We start from the raw sequence: 17,344 nt of genomic DNA on the forward strand, positions 1-17,344 counted from the left end.
CCGAGAAAGCGAGCGCCGCCATGCCGGCAGCCCTGGGCTTCGCCACGATCGCCGTCCTCCTGCTGCTCACCATGACCAGGCGCGCCTCGGTGCTGGTCGCTCTGATCCTGCTTCCGGTGCTGGCGGCGCTCATCGGCGGATTCGCGGGCGATCTGGGCGAGTTGATTCTCGGCGGGCTGTCCAGGGTGGCTCCCACCGGCATCATGATCGCCTTCGCGGTCCTGTACTTCAGCCTGATGGTGGACGCCGGGCTCTTCGACCCCCTGATCCGCGCTCTGTTGCGCGTGGCGCGTGGCGACCCGTTGCGGATCACCGTCGCCACGGCCGTTCTCACGCTGTGCGTGGCCCTGGACGGAGACGGTGCCTCCACCTTCCTCATCACCGTCTCCGCACTGCTGCCGGTCTACCAGAGGCTCGGTATGAACCCCCTGGTGCTGTCCGGAGTGGTCTGCCTGGGCGCGGGCGTGATGAACATGGTCCCCTGGGGCGGCCCGACGGTACGCGCCATGGCCGCGCTGAAGCTGGACAGTTCCGAGGTCTTCAACCCCGTGCTGCCTGCCATGGGTTTCGGCGTGGCCTGGGTGCTGGTGGCCTCGTATCTGCTCGGCCGCCGGGAGCGCAACCGTCTCGGTGCGCTGTCCCCGGGAGGTCCGGCCCCGGACGTGCGCACGAGCGAGGGCGAGGGCGAGGGGTGCGACCGCGAACCTGCCTCTTCGGCGTCTGCCGCGTCTGCCGCGTCGAGCCTGCGGGCCACTCCCCCGACGGCCGACGGGCAGGAGCGCCCGGCCCTACGGTCCCCGGGCGACGGGCCCGGCACCGTCCGGGTCCCCCCGCCGCCGCGGACCTGGCTGACCGTCTTCAATCTCCTGCTCACCGTCGCCCTCGTGGTCTGCCTGATCCTGGAAGTGATGCCGCTTCCGGTGCTGTTCGTCCTCGGGTTCGCCATCGCGCTGCTGGTCAACCACCCCACCTGGGAACAGCAACAGGCGCTGCTCGACAAGCACGCCAGGAGCGTGGTCCTGGTCACCACGATGATCTTCGCGGCCGGCGTCCTCACCGGGATCCTCACCGGCACCAGGATGATCGACGAGATGGCCGAGGCGCTCGTCTCGGTCGTCCCCGACTCCTTCGGGTCGCATCTGCCCGTCGCGGTGGCCCTCACCGGCATGCCGTTGAGTCTTGTCTTCACCCCGGACGCCTACTACTTCGGGGTTCTGCCCGTACTGGCCGAGACCGCGAGCGGGTTCGGCACGGAGCCGGCCCAGGTCGCCCGCGCCGCCATACTCGGCCAGATGACCACGGGCTTCCCGCTCAGTCCGCTCACCGCGTCCACGTTCATCCTGGTCGGCATGAGCGGTGTGTCGCTCGGAGAGCACCAACGCTTCATCTTCCGCTGGGCCTTCGCAACCACCCTCGTCATGACCGCCGGCGCCCTGCTGACCGGAGCCTTCCCGCTGTGACCGTGTCCCGGGCCCGGGTGCGACCGGTGGCCCGGGCCCGAGCGGAGTCCCCCCGGTGGACGCCCGGCAGCCACCGCACATGCCGCGTCATGGCCCCCGAAGTGCCGCCCGGCTCCCGCACGTTGGGAGCCGGTCGACCGGATCCACCCCACACGGCACCCGGTCCGGGTGCCCCACCGACCGAGACGAGGACCTATGAGATCGATCCCCAGACGTACGGTGCTCGCCGTCACCGCAGGTGCGGTCGCGGCGCCGGCGGTGAGCACGGCGACCGCTGCGGCCGCCGACGCCACGACAGCCCCCTCCGAAGGACGGCAAGCGGCCTCCGGACCGAATCCGGTCCTGCGGACGGACCTCCTGACGCACGTGACGCCGAGGAACAACTGGCTGGTGACGGCCGTCGCCATCCAGTACGCGCATCGCATCGACCTACGCGGCGGGACGGTCCCGCCCACCGCCTTCCAGGTGCGGGCCACCGTGGGCGGACAAACGGCGGCCCGCACGGTGACCCGCATCTACTCCAACACCTCCGCCGAAGTCGACGACCGCTCCCACCCCGGACGACGAGGGGACCGCCTGATCATCGAACTCGATCCGAACGACCCCAACGCACGGGCCGCCGGCACCGACCCCCTTCCGCTCGACCGCGCCTACTGCGTCAGACAAGTGGCGGACGTGCACACCCCCGAAGGCGAACCCGTGCTCAGGGCCGGCCCGTTCGCGAGCCGGAACGACGACGTCATCACTGCCGTCGTCGACGACTTCGCCGCCGGTTCCTTCACCGACTTGGCAGGTTTCGAACTGGACTTCCGGCTGTACCGGCCCGAGGGATTCCTGCGGAACCCGCGGACGCGCAAGCGGTACCCGCTCGTCGTCACACTGCACGGCGGCGGCGAAGTCGCGGACAACAACATGACCCAGCTCACCTCCAACCGGATCGCGGTCACGTTCGCCAAACCGGAACGACAGCGCCGCGACCCCGCGTTCGTCCTCTCTCCGCAGATCCCCCTGCCCCGTCCCATGGACGGACCCGACGGCACGGACTGGACCGACACCAAGGTCCAGGCCGCTCTGATCGAACTCATCGACACCTTCGTGAGCGAGCACGCCCGAAACGTGGACACAGCCCGGCTCTATCTCGTCGGCCTGTCCTCGGGCGGGCGCGGTATCTACAGCCTGCTGGCGAAGCGACCCGACGTGTTCGCGGCCGCCCTGCCCACCGCCGGCTGGGGCGAGAGGGCCGCCATGGACCGGATCACGCACATCCCGATATGGGCCGACCACTCCGTCGACGACCCGGTCGTCCCCTACCGGGAGGGCCGGTTCGGCAAGCCCGGCACCTGGACCCTGATGAACGCCCTGGAGAGCGCCGGTGCACGGGTCACCCGTGGGGAGTGGGCCAACGATCTGCCGAAGGCACAGTTCGAGGCCCGGTCCCGGGCGCTCCTACGCCAGGCCCGGGCCACGCGCAGTCACGTACTGTTCACGAGCTACACCGCCGGAACGACACCGGTGAACCCACACCTGTCATGGGCCCAGACGTACGAGAACGACGTGGTCATCGACTGGCTCTTCGCACAGTCCCGGTAGCCGCCGCACGCGGCGCCCCCTTCCTTTTCCTGCCGCACTGTGAGACATCAACTCCCGGCGAATCCGAACAGCCCCCACAGCGCGGGCGCACCCCGCTGTCCGGTTACCGCGCTCCCACCGCTATCCGGAGGTAAAGCAATGCGTCCATCAAGCCGTTCCCCTCACACGACCGTGCAGTTACGGACCCGACCCCGTGCCATGACGGCACTGATCTCCCTGGCGACCGTCATCGCTCTGGCGCTGACCGTGCTGACAGCGGCCGCCCCGCCGGCCGCCGCCGCCGACCTGCTGTCCCAGGGCAGACCCGCGACCTCCTCCTCCACCGAGAACGCGTCCACTTCCGCGTCGGCGGCGGTGGACGGCAACACCGCAACGCGCTGGTCGAGCACGTTCGGCGATCCGCAGTGGCTGGAAGTCGATCTGGGCGCCACCGCCACCATCAGCCGAGTGGTGCTGCGCTGGGAGGCCGCGTACGCCCGCGCGTTCCAGATCCAGACCTCCGACAACGGCACCGCCTGGAACACCGTCTACTCGACCACGACCGGCACCGGCGGCGTGCAGAGCCTCGACGTGAACGGCAACGGCCGCTACGTCCGCTTCCACGGCACCCAGCGCGGCACCGCCTACGGCTACTCGCTGTGGGAGTTCCAGGTGTACGGCTCCAGCGAGGGCACCCCTCCGGGCAACGAGATCCCGGACCCGACGACCGCTCTGCTGGAGGCCGCGGGCGGGCCGCTGACCACCGCCACCTACACCGTTCCCAGCCCGAGCGGCTACGGCTCCGGCACGGTCACGTACCCCACGAACAGTGGCTCCTACCCGGGCGTCGTACTGATGCCGGGCTATCAGGGCACCCAGCAGAACCTGCAGTGGCTCGCACCCCGCCTCGCCTCCTGGGGCTTCGTCGTCATCAACGTCGGCACCAACACACTGACCGACAATCCCGAGTCGCGCGGCCGCCAGATCACGGCCGCCGGTACCCAGTTGCTCGCGCTCGGCAACGTCGCCGGCAACCCGGTATCCGGGAAGGTCAACGGCACGCTCGGCGCGGTCGGTCACTCGATGGGCGGCGGTGGCGTCATGGCGGCCCTCCGGGACGACGCGCGCTTCAGGGCGGGCGTGCCCACGGCCCCGTACTACCCGAACGCGAACTTCTCCGCAGTCACCGAGCCCACGTTCTTCCTGACCTGTCAAAGCGACCCTGTCGCCCACGGCAACGACTACGCGGTGCCCTGGTACAACTCCATGTCCGGGGCCGAGAAGTTCTACATCGAGGTCCCGGGCGACCATCTGTGCCCGATGACGGGCTACGGCAACAAGGCCAAGCAGGGCAAGTGGATCGTGTCGTTCCTGAGCCTCTGGCTGCGTGCCGACACCCGTTTCAGCCCGTTCCTGTGCGGTCCCGTACGTGACGCCGACAAGAACAACACAGCCCTGGTCACGCGCTGGATGGACACCTGCCCGTACTGACCGGATCGCTCGGAGCGCTCCGCGGCCCGCCGACGCAGCGCTCCGAGCCAAGGTGATGCCGTACGCGAGTGCCGTTCCGCCATCCCCGGCGGCAGTCAGGAGGGAGGTGTCAGCCCCAGGAGGCGCCCGCGGGCTCCTCGATGGTGGTGTTGATGCGGTTGAAGAAGTTGGTCAGGCCGATCATGAGGATGATCGCGGAGAGCTGTTCCTCGTTGAAGTGATCGGCCGCCTGGTCCCAGATGGTGTCGGGGACCGCCTTTCCGGAGCGGTCGGCGATGCGGGTGGCGGCCTCGGTGAGTTCCAGTGCCGCGCGCTCCTCCTCGGTGAAGAAGGGGGCCTCGCGCCAGGCCGCGACCGCGTGCAGGCGCTCGTCGGTCTCTCCGTGCTTCTTCGCGCCCTCCACGCCCGCGTACAGGCAGGCGCTGCAGGCGTTGATCTGGCTGGCGCGCAGGTGGACCAGTTCCAGCAGCCGCGGGGAGACTCCGCCCTGGTACATGGCCTTGTAGATGTTCTGGATGCCCTTCATGGCGTCCGGCAGTACCACGGCGGGGTTCTTCATACGAGCGTTCATCTCGGCTGTCCTTTGCATCGGTTAGCGTCCCTCACCAGTACGACGGACGCCGACACGAGGGTGTGACAGTGCGGGAAGAGAAAGTTCTGGCCGAGCGGTTCGAGGCCGAGCGGGTCCGGCTGCGGTCGGTGGCCTACCGGATGCTGGGGACGATCGCCGAGGCGGAGGACGCCGTTCAGGAGACGTGGCTCAAGCTCAGCCGCAGCGACGTCGGCGAGGTGAGGAATCTCGCCGCGTGGCTGACGACCGTGGTGGGGCGGGTCTGCCTGGACATCCTGCGCTCCCGTGCGGCGCGGCGGGAGGATCCGCTGCCCGAGCAGGACGGCCGGGTGCGGCTGCCCGATCCGGTGATCAGCGGGCTCGGGGCGGTCGATCCGGAGCAGGAGATCATGGTCGCGGATTCGGTCGGGATCGCGCTGATGGTCGTGCTGGAGACGCTGTCGCCGGCGGAGCGGCTGGCGTTCGTGCTGCACGACATGTTCGACGTGCCCTTCGAGGACATCGCGTCCGTGCTGGGGCGCACGCCGGCCGCGACCCGGCAGCTCGCCAGCCGGGCGCGGCGGCGGGTACAGGGGGCCGCCCCGGCCGCCGACACGGACACGGCGCGCAAGCGTGAGGTGGTGGACGCGTTCTTGAACGCGTCGCGCGGGGGTGACTTCGAGGCGCTGATGGCGATCCTCGACCCGGATGTGGTGGCCTGTTCGGACGGGGGCGGGCAGGTGGCGAGTCTGCTGCGGCGCGGGGCGGCCGATGTCGCCTCGCAGGCGGTGGAGTTCGCCAGGTTCGCCCAGGACGCCCGTGTCGTGCTGGTCAACGGATCGCCCGGGGTGGTGTCGTTCGCCGGCGGGCGGGCGATCTCGGTGCTGTCGTTCACGGTCCGGGGCGGGCGTATCGCGGCGATGGACGTCCTGACCGACCCGGAGCGGCTGGAGGCGTTGGGGCTGGTTGCCTGACGGCTCGCTCAAGGGTGGCTCGAGGACCGCTTCGCAGCTGGTGGAGGGGCGGTCCGGGTGGGCCGTCGGGGTGCGGGAGGTAGGGCATGGTGGTTCTCGGTCTCCTGCGGACGCAGGCCGGAAGGGGGCGACGCCGGGGCAAGTGCCGCAGGGGTTGGGCGGCATGTGCTCCGCGGGCGCCGCCGTCACTCGTCGTGGTCCGGCTCGTCGGTGCGGAGCAGCAGGCACTCTGTGAATTTTGGAGGAACCATGACCGCCCGTATCCCGAATCCCGCCATCACCGCCGGCCCGGACGTCCTTCCGGCGCTGATGGGGGTGGCGGGGGCCGTGAACAAGACCGGGCTGCCGGAGACGACGCTCCACCTCGTCTACCTGCGGGCCAGCCAGATCAACGGCTCCAGCTGGAACGTGAACAAGCACGCCTTCGACCTGAAGGCTGCCGGTGAGAGCGACGAGCGTGTGAACACCGTGGCGGCCTGGCGCGACGCGCCGTTCTTCACGGACGCCGAGCGTGCGGCGCTGGCCCTGGCCGAGGAGGCGACCCGTCTGGCCGGCCCCGACCCGGTGTCGGACGACGTGTGGGCCGAGGCCGCCAAGCACTACAACGAGCAGGAGCTCGCCGGTCTGTTGCTGGCGATCGGCTTCAACAACCTGTGGCACCGGCTGATGCCGACCACCCGTCAGCCCGCGCAGTCGCTGGCCGGCTGACCGTCCTCGTCCGTCCGTTCGTGTCCGGCCGGGCACGGAACCGCTTCGCTCGCGGCTTCCGTGTCCGGCCGGACTTCTTTTCCGGCCGCCGGACTTCTTTTCCGGGCGGCGTGGTCCAGGCATGAAGGGGCCCCGCCGCTCCTGGAGGGGGGCGGCGGGGCCGGAGGGGGGCGGGGTGTCAGTGGCGGCTGTCGGTGGCGAGGACGGCGGCGGCCGGTGCCGCCTCCGCGGCGGCCTCGGCGGACTCGGGGGTGGTGGAGTTCGCCGGCTTCTGGCCGCGCGGCATCAGGAAGGTGACGACGAGCAGGGCGACGAAACCGAGGACCGCGGCCGACAGGAAGGCATGGTGGTTGGCGGTCTCGTAGGCCTTGGTGACCAGGCCGGGGTCGCCGTTGGCGGAGGCGAGCCTTGCGCCCATGCCGTTGTAGGCGATGGTGGCGATGACGGCGAGACCGAGTGCGCCGCCGGCCTCCTGGCTGGTGTTGATCATGCCGGCGCCGACGCCCGCCTCCTCGCCGGAGACGCCGACGAACGCGGCGATCTGCAGGGTCACGAAGACCATGCCGCAGCCCAGGCCCAGCAGGATGAACGGGGCCAGCAGGTCCACCGCGTAGTGGCCGTCGGCCGGGGCGCGCACCAGCAGCAGCAGGCCGGTGACCGTCAGGGCCAGGCCCAGCATCACCACGGCGCGTGCGGCGACCTTGTTGACCAGGCCGGAGGCGATGCCGGCGCCGACGGCCACGGAGACGGCCAGCGGCACGTAGGCGAAGCCCGCCTTGAGCGGGGAGTAGCCGAAGACGTCCTGCATGAAGAGGCTGGCGAAGAAGAACAGGGCGCTGAAGGTGCCGAAGACCAGCACCGCGGAGAGGTTGGCGGTGCGCATGGTCTTCAGGCGGAAGAACTTCAGCGGCATCATCGGGGACTTGACCTTGGACTCGATGACGAGGAAGGCGGCGAGCAGGGCGGCCACGGCGACGAGCGATCCGATGGTGCGCAGGCTGTCCCAGCCGACGGTGGTGGCCTCGCCGAGCGTGAAGATCAGCAGCAGCAGGCCGCCGGTGAGGGTGGCGGCGCCGAAGGTGTCGAACTGGCCGCGGGTCTCGGCCTTGCTCTCGGGGATGAGGCGCGGGGCGAGCAGGGCGGCGCCCAGGCCGATCGGCACGTTGATCCAGAAGATCCACCGCCAGCTGGCCGCGTCGGCCAGCACGCCGCCGAGGATGACGCCGAGGATGGAGGCGATGCCGGAGAGGGATCCCCACAGGCCCAGGGCCTTGTTGCGCTCGGGGCCCTCGGTGAAGGTGTTGGTCAGGATCGCCAGCGCCGCCGGGGTGATCATGGCGGCTCCCAGGCCCTGGACCGCGCGGGAGATGATCAGTACGTCGCCGCTCTCGGCGAGACCGGAGGTCAGCGACGCCAGCGCGAAGATCGTGAAGCCGATCTGGATCATCCGGCGGCGGCCGAAGGTGTCGGCGAGGCGTCCGCCGAGCAGGAGGAAACCGCCGAGAACCGTCGCGTAGGCGGTGACGATGTAGTTCAGACTGACATCGGACATGTCGAGCCCGCTCTGGATCGACGGCAGAGCGAGGTTCACGATCGACACGTCGGTGAAGACCATGAACTGGCCCATGCACACGAAGGCCAGGATCGCCCCGGGGTTGAATCCCGCCCCGAGGCCTGGTCGGCTCGTGGTTGAGTCGGGGGCAGCCATTGTGAACTCCTCAACTGTGCAGGATCGGGTCGTCGAAAGCGGTCCTGGACGAAGGAGCCGCCGGGTGTGCCGTAACTCCCGCTGCCGGGGGCAGGGTCACGCACGCGGCGTGGCGCCCCTGCGGCCCGAGGACGGGTCTTGGAAAGTACACAGGCCCCCGGCACAGAACGGCTCGAGACTGACTTGAGCGCCCCCCCGGGGGGGGCGGGTGGGCGGATGCGGGCCGGGTGTGCGGGGCTTGAGTCCGGCTCAAGAAGGCGTCCGGTGCGGCGTGATCGGTTGGCGGCAGCCGTGTCATGCCCGACCGCCCCCGCGAAGGACACCCCTCATGACGAGCACGCCTCCCGCCCGGCCGGACGCCGTCTTCGTGTTCCGGCCGCCCCCTCCGCGGGCGGCCGGGCCCGATCCGCTGCGCTGGTGGGCGCTGGCGGTCATCGCGCTGGCCCAGCTGACCGTGCTGCTGGACGGCACGATCGTGAACATCGCGCTGCCCTCGGCGCAGGCCGAGCTGGGCATGGGGGACGGCAGCAGGCAGTGGGTGATCACCGCCTACTCCCTGGCGCTGGGCGGGCTGTTGCTGCTCGGCGGGCGTGTGGTGGACCTGATGGGACGCAGGCGGGCGTTCGTCGTCGGACTGCTGGGCTTCAGCGTCGCCTCCGCCGTGGGGGGCGCCGCGACGACACCGGTGATGCTGTTCGCGGCGCGGGCCGGGCAGGGGGCGTTCGCCGCGCTGCTGATGCCGACCGCCCTGTCGCTGCTGGTGACGATGTTCACCGACCCCAGGGAGAGGGGCCGGGCGTTCGCGGTGTTCGGGACGGTCTCCGGTGTCGGCTCGGCCGCCGGGCTGATCCTCGGTGGACTGCTCACCGAGTACCTGGGGTGGCGGTGGTGCATGTACGTCAACGTGCCGATCGCCCTGGCCGCGATCGCCGGCGGGCTGCGGGTGCTGCGCGGGGACGGGCGGGGCCCGGGTGGGACGCGGCTGGACGTGGCGGGCGCGTTGTGGGGCTGCGGCGGGGTGACGGCGGCCGTGTACGGCTGCAGCGCGGCCGAGGCGCGGGGCTGGGCCGACGCGACGGTGCTGGGGGCGCTGGCCGCGGCGGCGGTGCTGCTCGTGGTGTTCGCGGTGCATCAGGGCCGGGTGCGTGATCCGCTGCTGCCGCTGCGCGTGGTGCGGGAGCGGATGCGGGCGGGTGCGCTGGGGATCGCGGCGCTGGGGCAGATCGGCACGTTCGCGGTGCTGCTGTTCGTGACGTACTACCTGCAGGTGGTCCTCGGGTATTCGGCGGTGCTCGCGGGGGTGGCGTTCCTGCCGCTGACGGTGGGGATGACGGGCGGGGTGACGCTCGCGGCGCGGCTGGCTCCGCGGTCGCCGGCGCGGTCCCTGGTCACGCCGGCGCTGTTGGTGGCGGCGGCCGGGGCGCTGCTGCTGACGCGGGTGGGCACCGGCTCCTCGTACGCGGCGGTGGTGCTGCCGGCGCTGGTGCTGTGCGGGTTGGGGCTGGGCGGTGCGGCGATGACGGCGATGACGGTGGCGACGGCGGGGGTGGCGCCCGCGGACTCGGGGGCGGCGTCCGCGGTGTTCACCGCCGCGCAGCAGGTCGGCGGGTCGGTGGGTACGGCGGTGCTGAACACGGTGGCGGCGTCCGTGGCCGCCGACCGGCTGGCCGGGACGCCGACGCCGTCGCCGGGGGCGCGGGCCGAGGCCGCCGTGCACGGGTTCACCGTCGCGCTGTGGGCGGTGGTGGCGCTGCTGGTGGCGGGTGCCGCGGCGGCGCTGCTCCTGGGGGCGCCGCGCCGGGCGGGGCACCGGGGCGGGCGGGGGCCGGGGCGGGGTGACGTGGCGAGGGGGGTCTTCAGGGGGTTGCGGCGGCCCGCGCGAGTGAGGGTCCAGGGGCGTGCGGTGGGCTGCGGTGGCTGCCTTGCGGCAGCGGACAGGACGGACGTCGACTCAGTGAAGGATGTGCATCGCCCATGAGCGCACCGGTGGTGGCCGTCACGGCCGATACGAGCATGCTCAGCTGGACCATCTGGAAGGACGTGCCCGCGGCCGTCCTGCCTTTGGCGTATCTGGAGAAGGTGACCGGTGCGGGCGGTTCGCCGGTGCTGGTGCCGCCGTTGCCCGGCGCCGTCGAGGAGGTGATGGAGCGGGTCGACGCGCTGCTGATGAGCGGGGGGCAGGACATCGAGCCCGCCCGTTACGGCGCGGTGCCCGGGCCGTATGCCCTGGCGCCGGACCCGGTGCGTGACGAGGCGGAGCTGCGGGCGCTGGCCGTGGCCGAACGGCGGGGCATCCCGGTGCTGGGGGTCTGCCGGGGTCTGCAGCTGATCTCGGTCTCCCGCGGCGGGACCCTGCACGAGCACCATCCGCAGCACTCGCCGAAGATGCCCGGCCGCTACGACCGGCGCACCGTGCGTCTCGCGCCCGGTTCGCTCGCCGGGCAGGTGATGGGAGCGTCGGCTGCCGTGTACTGCCATCACCACCAGTCCGTCGACGTGCTGGGCGCGGGACTGGTGGCCACCGGCTGGGCCGAGGACGGGCTCGTCGAGGTCGTCGAGGATCCCTCCGCCCGGTTCGTGGTGGGCCTGCAGGCGCACGCCGAACTGGGCCAGGACACGGCGGGGTTGTTCAAGGCGTTCGTCGACGCAGCCCGCTGACGCGGGAGTTGCGCCGACGCGGGGGTGCGCGCGGGGTCACACCCGCGCGGCCAGGTCCGCCTCCACGTCGTAGGACTGCGCCAGGGCGACGTCGCGGACCAGCTGCCCGATGCCCGCGCGCGGTGCGTCGGGTGCGCCCGGCGGGGTGGACAGGCGTTCGGAGCCGCCGCCGAGGGAGTTCTCGCGTACGCGGCTGGTGTGTGCCAGGCGCAGGTTCTCGTAGCGGGCCAGGGCGGCGGCGGGCGCGTTCGGGCCGTCGCCGCGCCGGGCGAGGCAGGTGGCCAGGGCCACGGCGTCCTCGACGGCCTGGCTGGCGCCCTGGCCGTGGTGGGGCAGCATCGGGTGGGCGGCGTCGCCCAGCAGGGTGGTGCGGGCGGTGCTCCAGCGCGGCAGGGGCTGGCGGTCGTACAGGCTCCAGTGCCCGGCTTCGGTGGCGGCCTCGACGAGGGTGCGGGCGGCCGGTTCGGCGTCGGTGAACGCGGCCCGCAGCGCGCTCAGGTCGGCCGTGCGGCTCCAGGAGTCGCCGGCCGCCCGCGGGTCGGGGACGACGGCGACGAACGCCCAGGCCCGGTGGGAGCGCACGGGGTGGGCCAGCAGCCGTCCGGCCGGACCGGTCCAGGTGAGCAGGGTGTTCGCGGGCAGGCCGGTGACGTCGTCGGCGGGGACGACGGCCCGGATCGCGGCGCTGCCGGAGAACACCGGCCGCTCGGGGCCGGCGAGCGCGCGGCGCAGCACGGAGTGCACGCCGTCCGCGCCGACGGCCACGTCCGAGCGGCAGGCGGTGCCGTCGGCGAAGTCGATCGTCACGCCGCCGGTGTCCTCGGTGACGGCGACCGCGCGCCTGCCGAGGTGGATGTGTGCGGCGGGCACCTGGGCGGCGAGCAGGGCGTGCAGGTCGGCCCGGTGCAGGGTGTAGTGGGGGCCGTCGAAGCGGTCCGCCCACAGCTTGCCCATCGGCTGGCGCACGAGGACGGCGCCGGTGTCGAGGGCCCGTACCTCCATCGCCGCGGGCTGTACGGCTGCGGCGTGCAGTGGGGTGCCGAGGCCGAGGCGGGCCAGCAGCCGGCTGCCGTTGGGGGCGAGGTGGATGCCGGCGCCGATCTCGCCCAGTGCGGGCGCCTGTTCGTAGACGTCGACGTCGATGCCCAGGCGGCGCAGGGCTGTCGCGGTGGTCAGTCCGCCGATGCCTGCTCCGATGACGGCGACGTGCAGGGGTGGGTGGCTCATGTGGTGCCCTTTCGGCTCGCGCGTCCTGGGGCCCCGCGCGGTGTGCGCACCGGCCTGGTGTCCGGGTCTTCGCCGGTCGGGTGCGGCGGGCGGGAGGTGGCGGCGGGGCGCGGGTGCGCCGCGTCCGGGTGCCTGCCGCCGCCTGACGGGTGGCGCCCTGGGGCGTCTTCGACCCTAGGGTCGCCCGGCTGCCCGGGGCGGGCCGGGTGGATCGGTCCTCAAGCGGTCCCGAACCAGCGCCTGAGCGCCTGCGCGAGGTCCGCCTCGTCGGGTGCGGCCCAGGCGATGTGCCCGTCGGGGCGCACCAGCAGGGCGTCCGGGGTGTCCGGATGGCCGTCGCCGTCGAAGTCGGCCGTGACGACGTCGACCCGGTCGGCCCAGGGTGCGGCGGTGGTGCGCAGGGCTTCGGCGTCGTGGGCGGCGGAGGTGATGAGCAGGACGCCGCGGGCGGTGTGCAGCAGGTCGGCGACGCGGCCGGGGTTGCCGTCGGCGAGCTTGAGCGGCAGGTCGGGGCGCAGTCTCAGGCCGAGCCGCGGGTGGGAGCCGGCGCCCATGTCGTAGCGGATGTCGAGGCCGCTGACCTGTCCGGCGAGGTGGCGGGCGACGTCGGGGTCGGCGACGAGTTCCTGCATGACGGCGCGCAGCGGCTGCATGTCCTCGCCGCTGAGGTAGAGCTTGGTCTGGGCGCGGGTGTTGCGCATCAGGAGCTCGCCGACGGGGTGGCGTTCGGTGTGGTAGGTGTCCAGGAGTTCTTCGGGGGCGTGGCCGTTGATGACGGCGGCGAGTTTGAAGCCGAGGTTGGCGGCGTCCTGTACTCCCACGCTCATGCCCTGGGCTCCGGCGGGCATGTGGATGTGGGTGGCGTCGCCGGCGAGGAGGACGCGGCCCTTGCGGTACCGGGCGGCCTGGCGGGTGGTGTCGGTGAAGGAGCTGATCCAGCGCACTTCGGCGTCGTGGATGCTCTCGCCGGTCATCTCCTGCCAGGCGTCGGCGATCACACCGAAGGTCAGGTGGCTCTTGTCCTCGGGCGGGCGCAGGGACTCGTTGTGGATGACGATGCGGGTGACGCCGTTCTGGAGGTTGAAGGACATCACCATGCCGCCGGGGACGCGTTCGCCGATGGGCCGGTGGGGGATGTCGGTGTTCACCAGGTCGGCCATGTACATCCCGCGGGTGGCCTCCCAGCCGGGGAAGTCGATGCCGGCCATCCGGCGCACCAGGCTGCGGGCGCCGTCGCAGCCCACGAGGTACTGGGCGGCGAGCCGGCCGGGGCCGTCGGGGCCCTGGTAGTCGACGACGACGCCGTCGTCGCTCTCGTGGTAGCCGAGGACCTCGTGCGAGCGGCGGATGTCGACACCGAGTTCGTCGAGCCACTCGCACAGGATCTGTTCGGTGCGGTACTGCGGGATGCCGCGCACGCTGAAGTGGTTGTCCTCCAGTTGGGAGAAGTCGATGCGTACGCCGCCGAAGTGGCCCTGGGCCCATTCGACGTCGCCGAAGCGGGCGAGCAGGCCGCGCTGGTCGAAGACTTCGGCGGCGCGGCGGGTGAAGCCCACGCCGCGGGATTCGCCGCTGGGGGCGGGCAGTTTCTCCAGCACGGTGACATCCGCGCCGCCCAGGCGCAGTTCACCGGCGAGCATCAGCCCGACCGGCCCGGCGCCGACGATGATCGCGCCCTTTGGCATGTCGTACTCCTTCACGCAACTGGCCGCCGCGGGCGGGCGGTTGCCAGGTCGGCTGTGGTCGGTCGGGTCAGAACCGGGTCAGTGGTCGGCGGTCGGTGGTGGGCGGAAGAAGTCCAGGAGGTAGTGGGTGATGAGCTCGGGTTCCTCCTCGGGGAAGTAGTGCACCGACTGCTTGACCCGTTCCACGCTCACGTCGTCGGCCAGCGTGGGCAGCGTCGTGCGGAAGTGGTCGTGGGAGAAGCGGGAGCCGATGCCCAGCAGGGGCGCGGTGACCTTGGGGTAGGTCTTCAGGTCCGCGATGTCCTGGTGGTAGGCCTGGTACCAGGCGCAGGCGGCGCGGATGCCGTCAGGGCTGTCGTAGGCGGCGGCGTAGACGGCGCGGTCGCGGTCGCCGATCAGCGACTGGTCGTCCAGGGCGTGGGTGAACAGCCAGTCGATGACCTGGCGCATACGGCCGGCGTACAGCACCTGGGGCAGGTGGGGGACCTGGTTGAACGCCCACCACCAGCGGGTGATGCCGGTGCCCGGGCGGGCGATCAGCCGCAGGTCGTAGTAGCTGTCGTCGGGGTGTGCGGTGTCCAGGAGCGCGACCTTGCGGGTGGCTTCGGGGTGGTTGGCGGCGAAGGCGAAGGCGACCATGGCGCCCATGTCGTGGCCGGCGATGTGGACGTCGTGGTGACCGAGGTGGCGGATCAGCGCGTGGATGTCGGCGGCCATCGTCTTCTTGTCGTAGCCGTCGGCGGGCCGGGCGGACCCGCCCATGCCGCGCAGGTCGGCCGCGATGACGGTGAAGTGCCGCGCCAGGTCGGGCAGCACCTTGTGCCAGGCCCACCAGGTCTGCGGGTAGCCGGGCAGCAGCACCAGCGCATCGCCGCGGCCGCCGGTGACGTAGTGCAGCCGGGTGCCGTTGACGTCGGCGTGGTGGCTGGTGAAGTCGCCGGGCAGTTCGCGCGCGAGTTCCTCGTCGGTCGGGGTGCGGCCGGCTTGCGCTGTCATCAGGGCCTTCCTTCGTGGATGCCCCCGGCCTCAGCCGGAGGAGGAAACGAAGCTCCTGCGGAGCAAGGCACGGGTGGCCGGTTCGCCGCCAGGGCGAACCGGCGTCCACCGACCACCGGACAACACCCTTCACTCACAGGGGAGTTGATACGATGTGAGGCGTGACGCTGCAGGTCAAGCGGGCGTTCAAGTACCGCTTCTACCCCACCGACGAGCAGGCAGGCGAGCTGTCCCGCACGTTCGGCTGCGTCCGCCTCGTATACAACAAGGCGCTGGAGGAGCGCACCCGGGCCTGGTACGGCGAGCAGCGCCGCGTCTCCTATGTGCAGTCGTCGGCCGCGCTGACGGAGTGGAAGAAGACCGAGGAGCTGGCCTTCCTGACGGAGGTGTCCTCGGTCCCGCTCCAGCAGGCGCTGCGCCATCTCCAGACGGCGTTCGGGAATTTCTTCGCCAAGCGGGCCAGATACCCGCGCTACAAGTCGCGGAAGAAGTCCCGGGCGTCGGCCGAGTACACCCGCAGCGCCTTCAAGTGGCGCGACGGGCAGCTGACTCTGGCCAAAACGGCGGAGCCGCTGGACATCCGCTGGTCGCGTCCGCTCCCCCAGGGGGCGGAGCCGACGACGGTGACCGTGTCCCGTGACGGCGCCGGGCGCTGGTTCGTCTCGATGCTCGTCGAGGACACCGTCGCCTTGGCCCCTGCCACGAATGCGGCGGTCGGCCTGGACGCCGGGATCTCCTCCCTGGTGACCCTGTCCACCGGGGAGAAGATCGCCCACCCGAAGCATGAGCGCCGGGACCGCACCCGTCTCGCCCGCGCTCAGCGGGAGCTGTCCCGCAAGGCCAAGGGCTCCGACAACCGGGCCAAGGCCCGCGTGAAGGTCGCCCGCGTCCATGCCCGGATCGCCGACCGGCGCCGGGACTTCCTGCACAAGCTGTCGACTCGTCTCGTCCGTGAGAACCAAACGGTCGTGATCGAGGATCTCACCGTCCGCAACATGCTGAAGAACGGCAGGCTCGCGCGCGCCGTGTCCGACGCGTCGTGGACGGAGCTGCGCTCCATGCTGGAGTACAAGTGCGCCTGGTACAGGCGCGAACTTGTCGTGATCGACCGTTGGTTCCCCAGCTCCAAGCTGTGCGGGGCCTGCGGCAGGGTCGCGGCGAAGATGCCGCTGAACGTCCGCGAGTGGACGTGCGACTGCGGCGCCGTGCACGACCGCGACGTGAACGCCGCACGCAACATTCTCGCCGCCGGGCTGGCGGCGTCTGCCTGTGGAGACGGTGTAAGACCTCAACGGGAGTCCTCCCGGACGGGGCGGTCGTCGGTGAAGCAGGAACCCCAGCGGGCGACCGCTGGAATTCCCCGCCATTAGGCGGGGGAGGAAGTCAAGCCCCTCTTCTCCGTGCTGCTGCGGGCTGCGGACGGTTCGTCAGGCGGCGAAGGCGGCCGCGTTCTGCTCCGCCCATGCGCGGAAGGGGCGGGCGGGATGCCCGGTGAGCAGCTGGACGTCCCCGCTGAGGGGGACGGGCCCGGTGGAGAGCGACCACAGCTCGATCAGGGCGTCGGCGATGTCGTCCGGCATCGAGTCGGGCTTGTGGGCGCGCCACACCGCGGGCGGGATCGGCTGCACGGGGATGTCCCGGCCGGCGGCCTCGGCGATGACGGCGACCTCCTCGCGGAAGCTCAGCGAGGCGGGGCCGGTGAGGTGGTAGGAACGGCCGCGTGTCTCGGGGCGGGTGAGGGCGGCGTAGGCGCACTCGGCGATGTCCCGCTCGTCGATGGGGTCGGCGTAGCTGTCGGGGAAGGGCAGGGTGACGGCGCCGCGGGCCCGCAGCACATGGGCCCAGGAGGCGGCGTTGGAGGCCAGTGCCCCGCAGTTGAGGGTGGTGACGGTCAGCGGGGAGGCGGCCAGCGCGCGTTCGACCGCCAGGTGCGGGGCGGCGATCGGGTTGGTGCCGGCGTCCGCGCGCAGCACGGCGTCGGCGGACATCACCACCACGTGCTCGACGCCCGCGGCGACGGCGTCGGCGGTGAACCGCCCGATGTGGGTGGGGTCGCAGTACAGGAACACCGAGGTGACGCCGTCGAGGGCGGCCGCGAAGGTGGTGGGGTCGTCCAGGGCGAGGTGCACGGTGGGGACGCCGTCGGGCGGGGTCAGCTTCTCGGGGCTCGCGGAGGCGGCGGTGACGGGCACGCCGTGGTCGGCGAGGAGCCGTACGAGCAGCGATCCGACCTTGCCGCGGCTGCCGGTGACGAGGACGGTCATGACAGGGTCTGCCTCTCCTGGAAGGGGGTCGCGGGGGGCGTCGGGCGGCGGGGC

At 71.8% G+C, this 17,344-nt stretch carries 14 protein-coding genes; 8 read left to right on the plus strand and 6 right to left on the minus strand.

What is annotated here, in order from left to right; genetic code table 11:
* Positions 1-20: 20 nt before the first annotated feature.
* From P8T65_RS00990 to P8T65_RS01000, 3 genes are all read left to right on the plus strand, one after another.
* Entirely contained in the window at positions 21-1,460 is a 1,440-nt protein-coding gene (locus P8T65_RS00990) for a citrate:proton symporter (RefSeq protein ID WP_316723516.1), read from the plus strand.
* A gap of 195 nt (positions 1,461-1,655) precedes the next feature.
* Positions 1,656-3,050 (plus strand): prolyl oligopeptidase family serine peptidase, encoded by a 1,395-nt coding sequence (locus tag P8T65_RS00995; protein WP_316723517.1) that lies wholly within the window; start codon positions 1,656-1,658, stop codon positions 3,048-3,050.
* Between the two features lie 198 nt (positions 3,051-3,248).
* Entirely contained in the window at positions 3,249-4,520 is a 1,272-nt protein-coding gene (locus tag P8T65_RS01000) for a discoidin domain-containing protein (protein ID WP_316723518.1), read from the plus strand.
* Between the two features lie 109 nt (positions 4,521-4,629).
* Here the strand turns inward: P8T65_RS01000 and P8T65_RS01005 are convergent, their stop codons facing one another.
* A complete protein-coding gene (locus tag P8T65_RS01005) occupies positions 4,630-5,091 on the minus strand; it encodes a carboxymuconolactone decarboxylase family protein (RefSeq protein WP_184903589.1) in 462 nt (153 codons plus the stop codon).
* 68 nt (positions 5,092-5,159) lie between these two features.
* Between P8T65_RS01005 and sigJ the strand changes: the two genes are divergently transcribed.
* Together sigJ and P8T65_RS01015 are read left to right on the plus strand one after the other, a co-directional pair.
* A complete protein-coding gene (gene sigJ / locus P8T65_RS01010; RefSeq protein ID WP_184903587.1) occupies positions 5,160-6,044 on the plus strand; it encodes an RNA polymerase sigma factor SigJ in 885 nt (294 codons plus the stop codon).
* A gap of 249 nt (positions 6,045-6,293) precedes the next feature.
* The gene (locus P8T65_RS01015) at positions 6,294-6,752 is read left to right on the plus strand and encodes a carboxymuconolactone decarboxylase family protein (RefSeq protein ID WP_215453210.1); all 459 of its coding nucleotides are present in this window, start codon (positions 6,294-6,296) and stop codon (positions 6,750-6,752) included.
* A gap of 178 nt (positions 6,753-6,930) precedes the next feature.
* Here P8T65_RS01015 and P8T65_RS01020 read toward each other — a convergent pair whose 3' ends face one another.
* The gene (locus tag P8T65_RS01020; protein ID WP_316723519.1) at positions 6,931-8,460 is read right to left on the minus strand and encodes an MFS transporter; all 1,530 of its coding nucleotides are present in this window, start codon (positions 8,458-8,460) and stop codon (positions 6,931-6,933) included.
* Positions 8,461-8,788: 328 nt separating this feature from the next.
* Between P8T65_RS01020 and P8T65_RS01025 the strand changes: the two genes are divergently transcribed.
* Positions 8,789-10,438 (plus strand): MFS transporter, encoded by a 1,650-nt coding sequence (locus P8T65_RS01025; protein ID WP_316723520.1) that lies wholly within the window; start codon positions 8,789-8,791, stop codon positions 10,436-10,438.
* Positions 10,435-11,118, plus strand: a complete 684-nt coding sequence (locus tag P8T65_RS01030; RefSeq protein ID WP_316723521.1) for a gamma-glutamyl-gamma-aminobutyrate hydrolase family protein — start codon at positions 10,435-10,437, stop codon at positions 11,116-11,118. Before P8T65_RS01025 ends, P8T65_RS01030 begins: the two co-directional genes overlap by 4 nt.
* Positions 11,119-11,154: 36 nt before the next feature.
* On the opposite strand, the gene P8T65_RS01035 is transcribed toward P8T65_RS01030, so the two are convergent.
* The 3 genes from P8T65_RS01035 to P8T65_RS01045 all read right to left on the minus strand — a co-directional run bounded on the left by P8T65_RS01035 (position 11,155) and on the right by P8T65_RS01045 (position 15,026).
* Entirely contained in the window at positions 11,155-12,345 is a 1,191-nt protein-coding gene (locus P8T65_RS01035) for an FAD-dependent monooxygenase (protein WP_316723522.1), read from the minus strand.
* Positions 12,346-12,563: 218 nt separating this feature from the next.
* The gene (locus P8T65_RS01040) at positions 12,564-14,030 is read right to left on the minus strand and encodes an FAD-dependent monooxygenase (protein WP_316723523.1); all 1,467 of its coding nucleotides are present in this window, start codon (positions 14,028-14,030) and stop codon (positions 12,564-12,566) included.
* Positions 14,031-14,108: 78 nt separating this feature from the next.
* Complete coding sequence (locus P8T65_RS01045) at positions 14,109-15,026, minus strand: alpha/beta hydrolase (protein ID WP_316723524.1); 918 nt, start codon at positions 15,024-15,026, stop codon at positions 14,109-14,111.
* 161 nt (positions 15,027-15,187) lie between these two features.
* Here P8T65_RS01045 and P8T65_RS01050 point away from each other — a divergent pair, with 161 nt between their 5' ends.
* Positions 15,188-16,396, plus strand: a complete 1,209-nt coding sequence (locus tag P8T65_RS01050) for a transposase (protein ID WP_316723525.1) — start codon at positions 15,188-15,190, stop codon at positions 16,394-16,396.
* Between the two features lie 57 nt (positions 16,397-16,453).
* Here the strand turns inward: P8T65_RS01050 and P8T65_RS01055 are convergent, their stop codons facing one another.
* Positions 16,454-17,290 (minus strand): NAD(P)H-binding protein, encoded by an 837-nt coding sequence (locus tag P8T65_RS01055; RefSeq protein WP_316723526.1) that lies wholly within the window; start codon positions 17,288-17,290, stop codon positions 16,454-16,456.
* Positions 17,291-17,344: the final 54 nt, after the last annotated feature.

Source organism: Streptomyces sp. 11x1 (genome assembly GCF_032598905.1).
Lineage (GTDB): Bacteria > Actinomycetota > Actinomycetes > Streptomycetales > Streptomycetaceae > Streptomyces.

What these genes read in the sequence shown, in the direction of transcription:
- P8T65_RS00990 (WP_316723516.1), top strand. Translation starts at nt 21, where the DNA reads ATGCCGGCAGCCCTGGGCTTCGCCACGATCGCCGTCCTCCTGCTGCTC.
- P8T65_RS00995 (WP_316723517.1), top strand. Translation starts at nt 1,656, where the DNA reads ATGAGATCGATCCCCAGACGTACGGTGCTCGCCGTCACCGCAGGTGCG.
- P8T65_RS01000 (WP_316723518.1), top strand. Translation starts at nt 3,249, where the DNA reads ATGACGGCACTGATCTCCCTGGCGACCGTCATCGCTCTGGCGCTGACC.
- P8T65_RS01005 (WP_184903589.1), bottom strand. Translation starts at nt 5,091, where the DNA reads ATGAACGCTCGTATGAAGAACCCCGCCGTGGTACTGCCGGACGCCATG.
- P8T65_RS01015 (WP_215453210.1), top strand. Translation starts at nt 6,294, where the DNA reads ATGACCGCCCGTATCCCGAATCCCGCCATCACCGCCGGCCCGGACGTC.
- P8T65_RS01020 (WP_316723519.1), bottom strand. Translation starts at nt 8,460, where the DNA reads ATGGCTGCCCCCGACTCAACCACGAGCCGACCAGGCCTCGGGGCGGGA.
- P8T65_RS01025 (WP_316723520.1), top strand. Translation starts at nt 8,789, where the DNA reads ATGACGAGCACGCCTCCCGCCCGGCCGGACGCCGTCTTCGTGTTCCGG.
- P8T65_RS01030 (WP_316723521.1), top strand. Translation starts at nt 10,435, where the DNA reads ATGAGCGCACCGGTGGTGGCCGTCACGGCCGATACGAGCATGCTCAGC.
- P8T65_RS01035 (WP_316723522.1), bottom strand. Translation starts at nt 12,345, where the DNA reads ATGAGCCACCCACCCCTGCACGTCGCCGTCATCGGAGCAGGCATCGGC.
- P8T65_RS01040 (WP_316723523.1), bottom strand. Translation starts at nt 14,030, where the DNA reads ATGCCAAAGGGCGCGATCATCGTCGGCGCCGGGCCGGTCGGGCTGATG.
- P8T65_RS01045 (WP_316723524.1), bottom strand. Translation starts at nt 15,026, where the DNA reads ATGACAGCGCAAGCCGGCCGCACCCCGACCGACGAGGAACTCGCGCGC.
- P8T65_RS01055 (WP_316723526.1), bottom strand. Translation starts at nt 17,290, where the DNA reads ATGACCGTCCTCGTCACCGGCAGCCGCGGCAAGGTCGGATCGCTGCTC.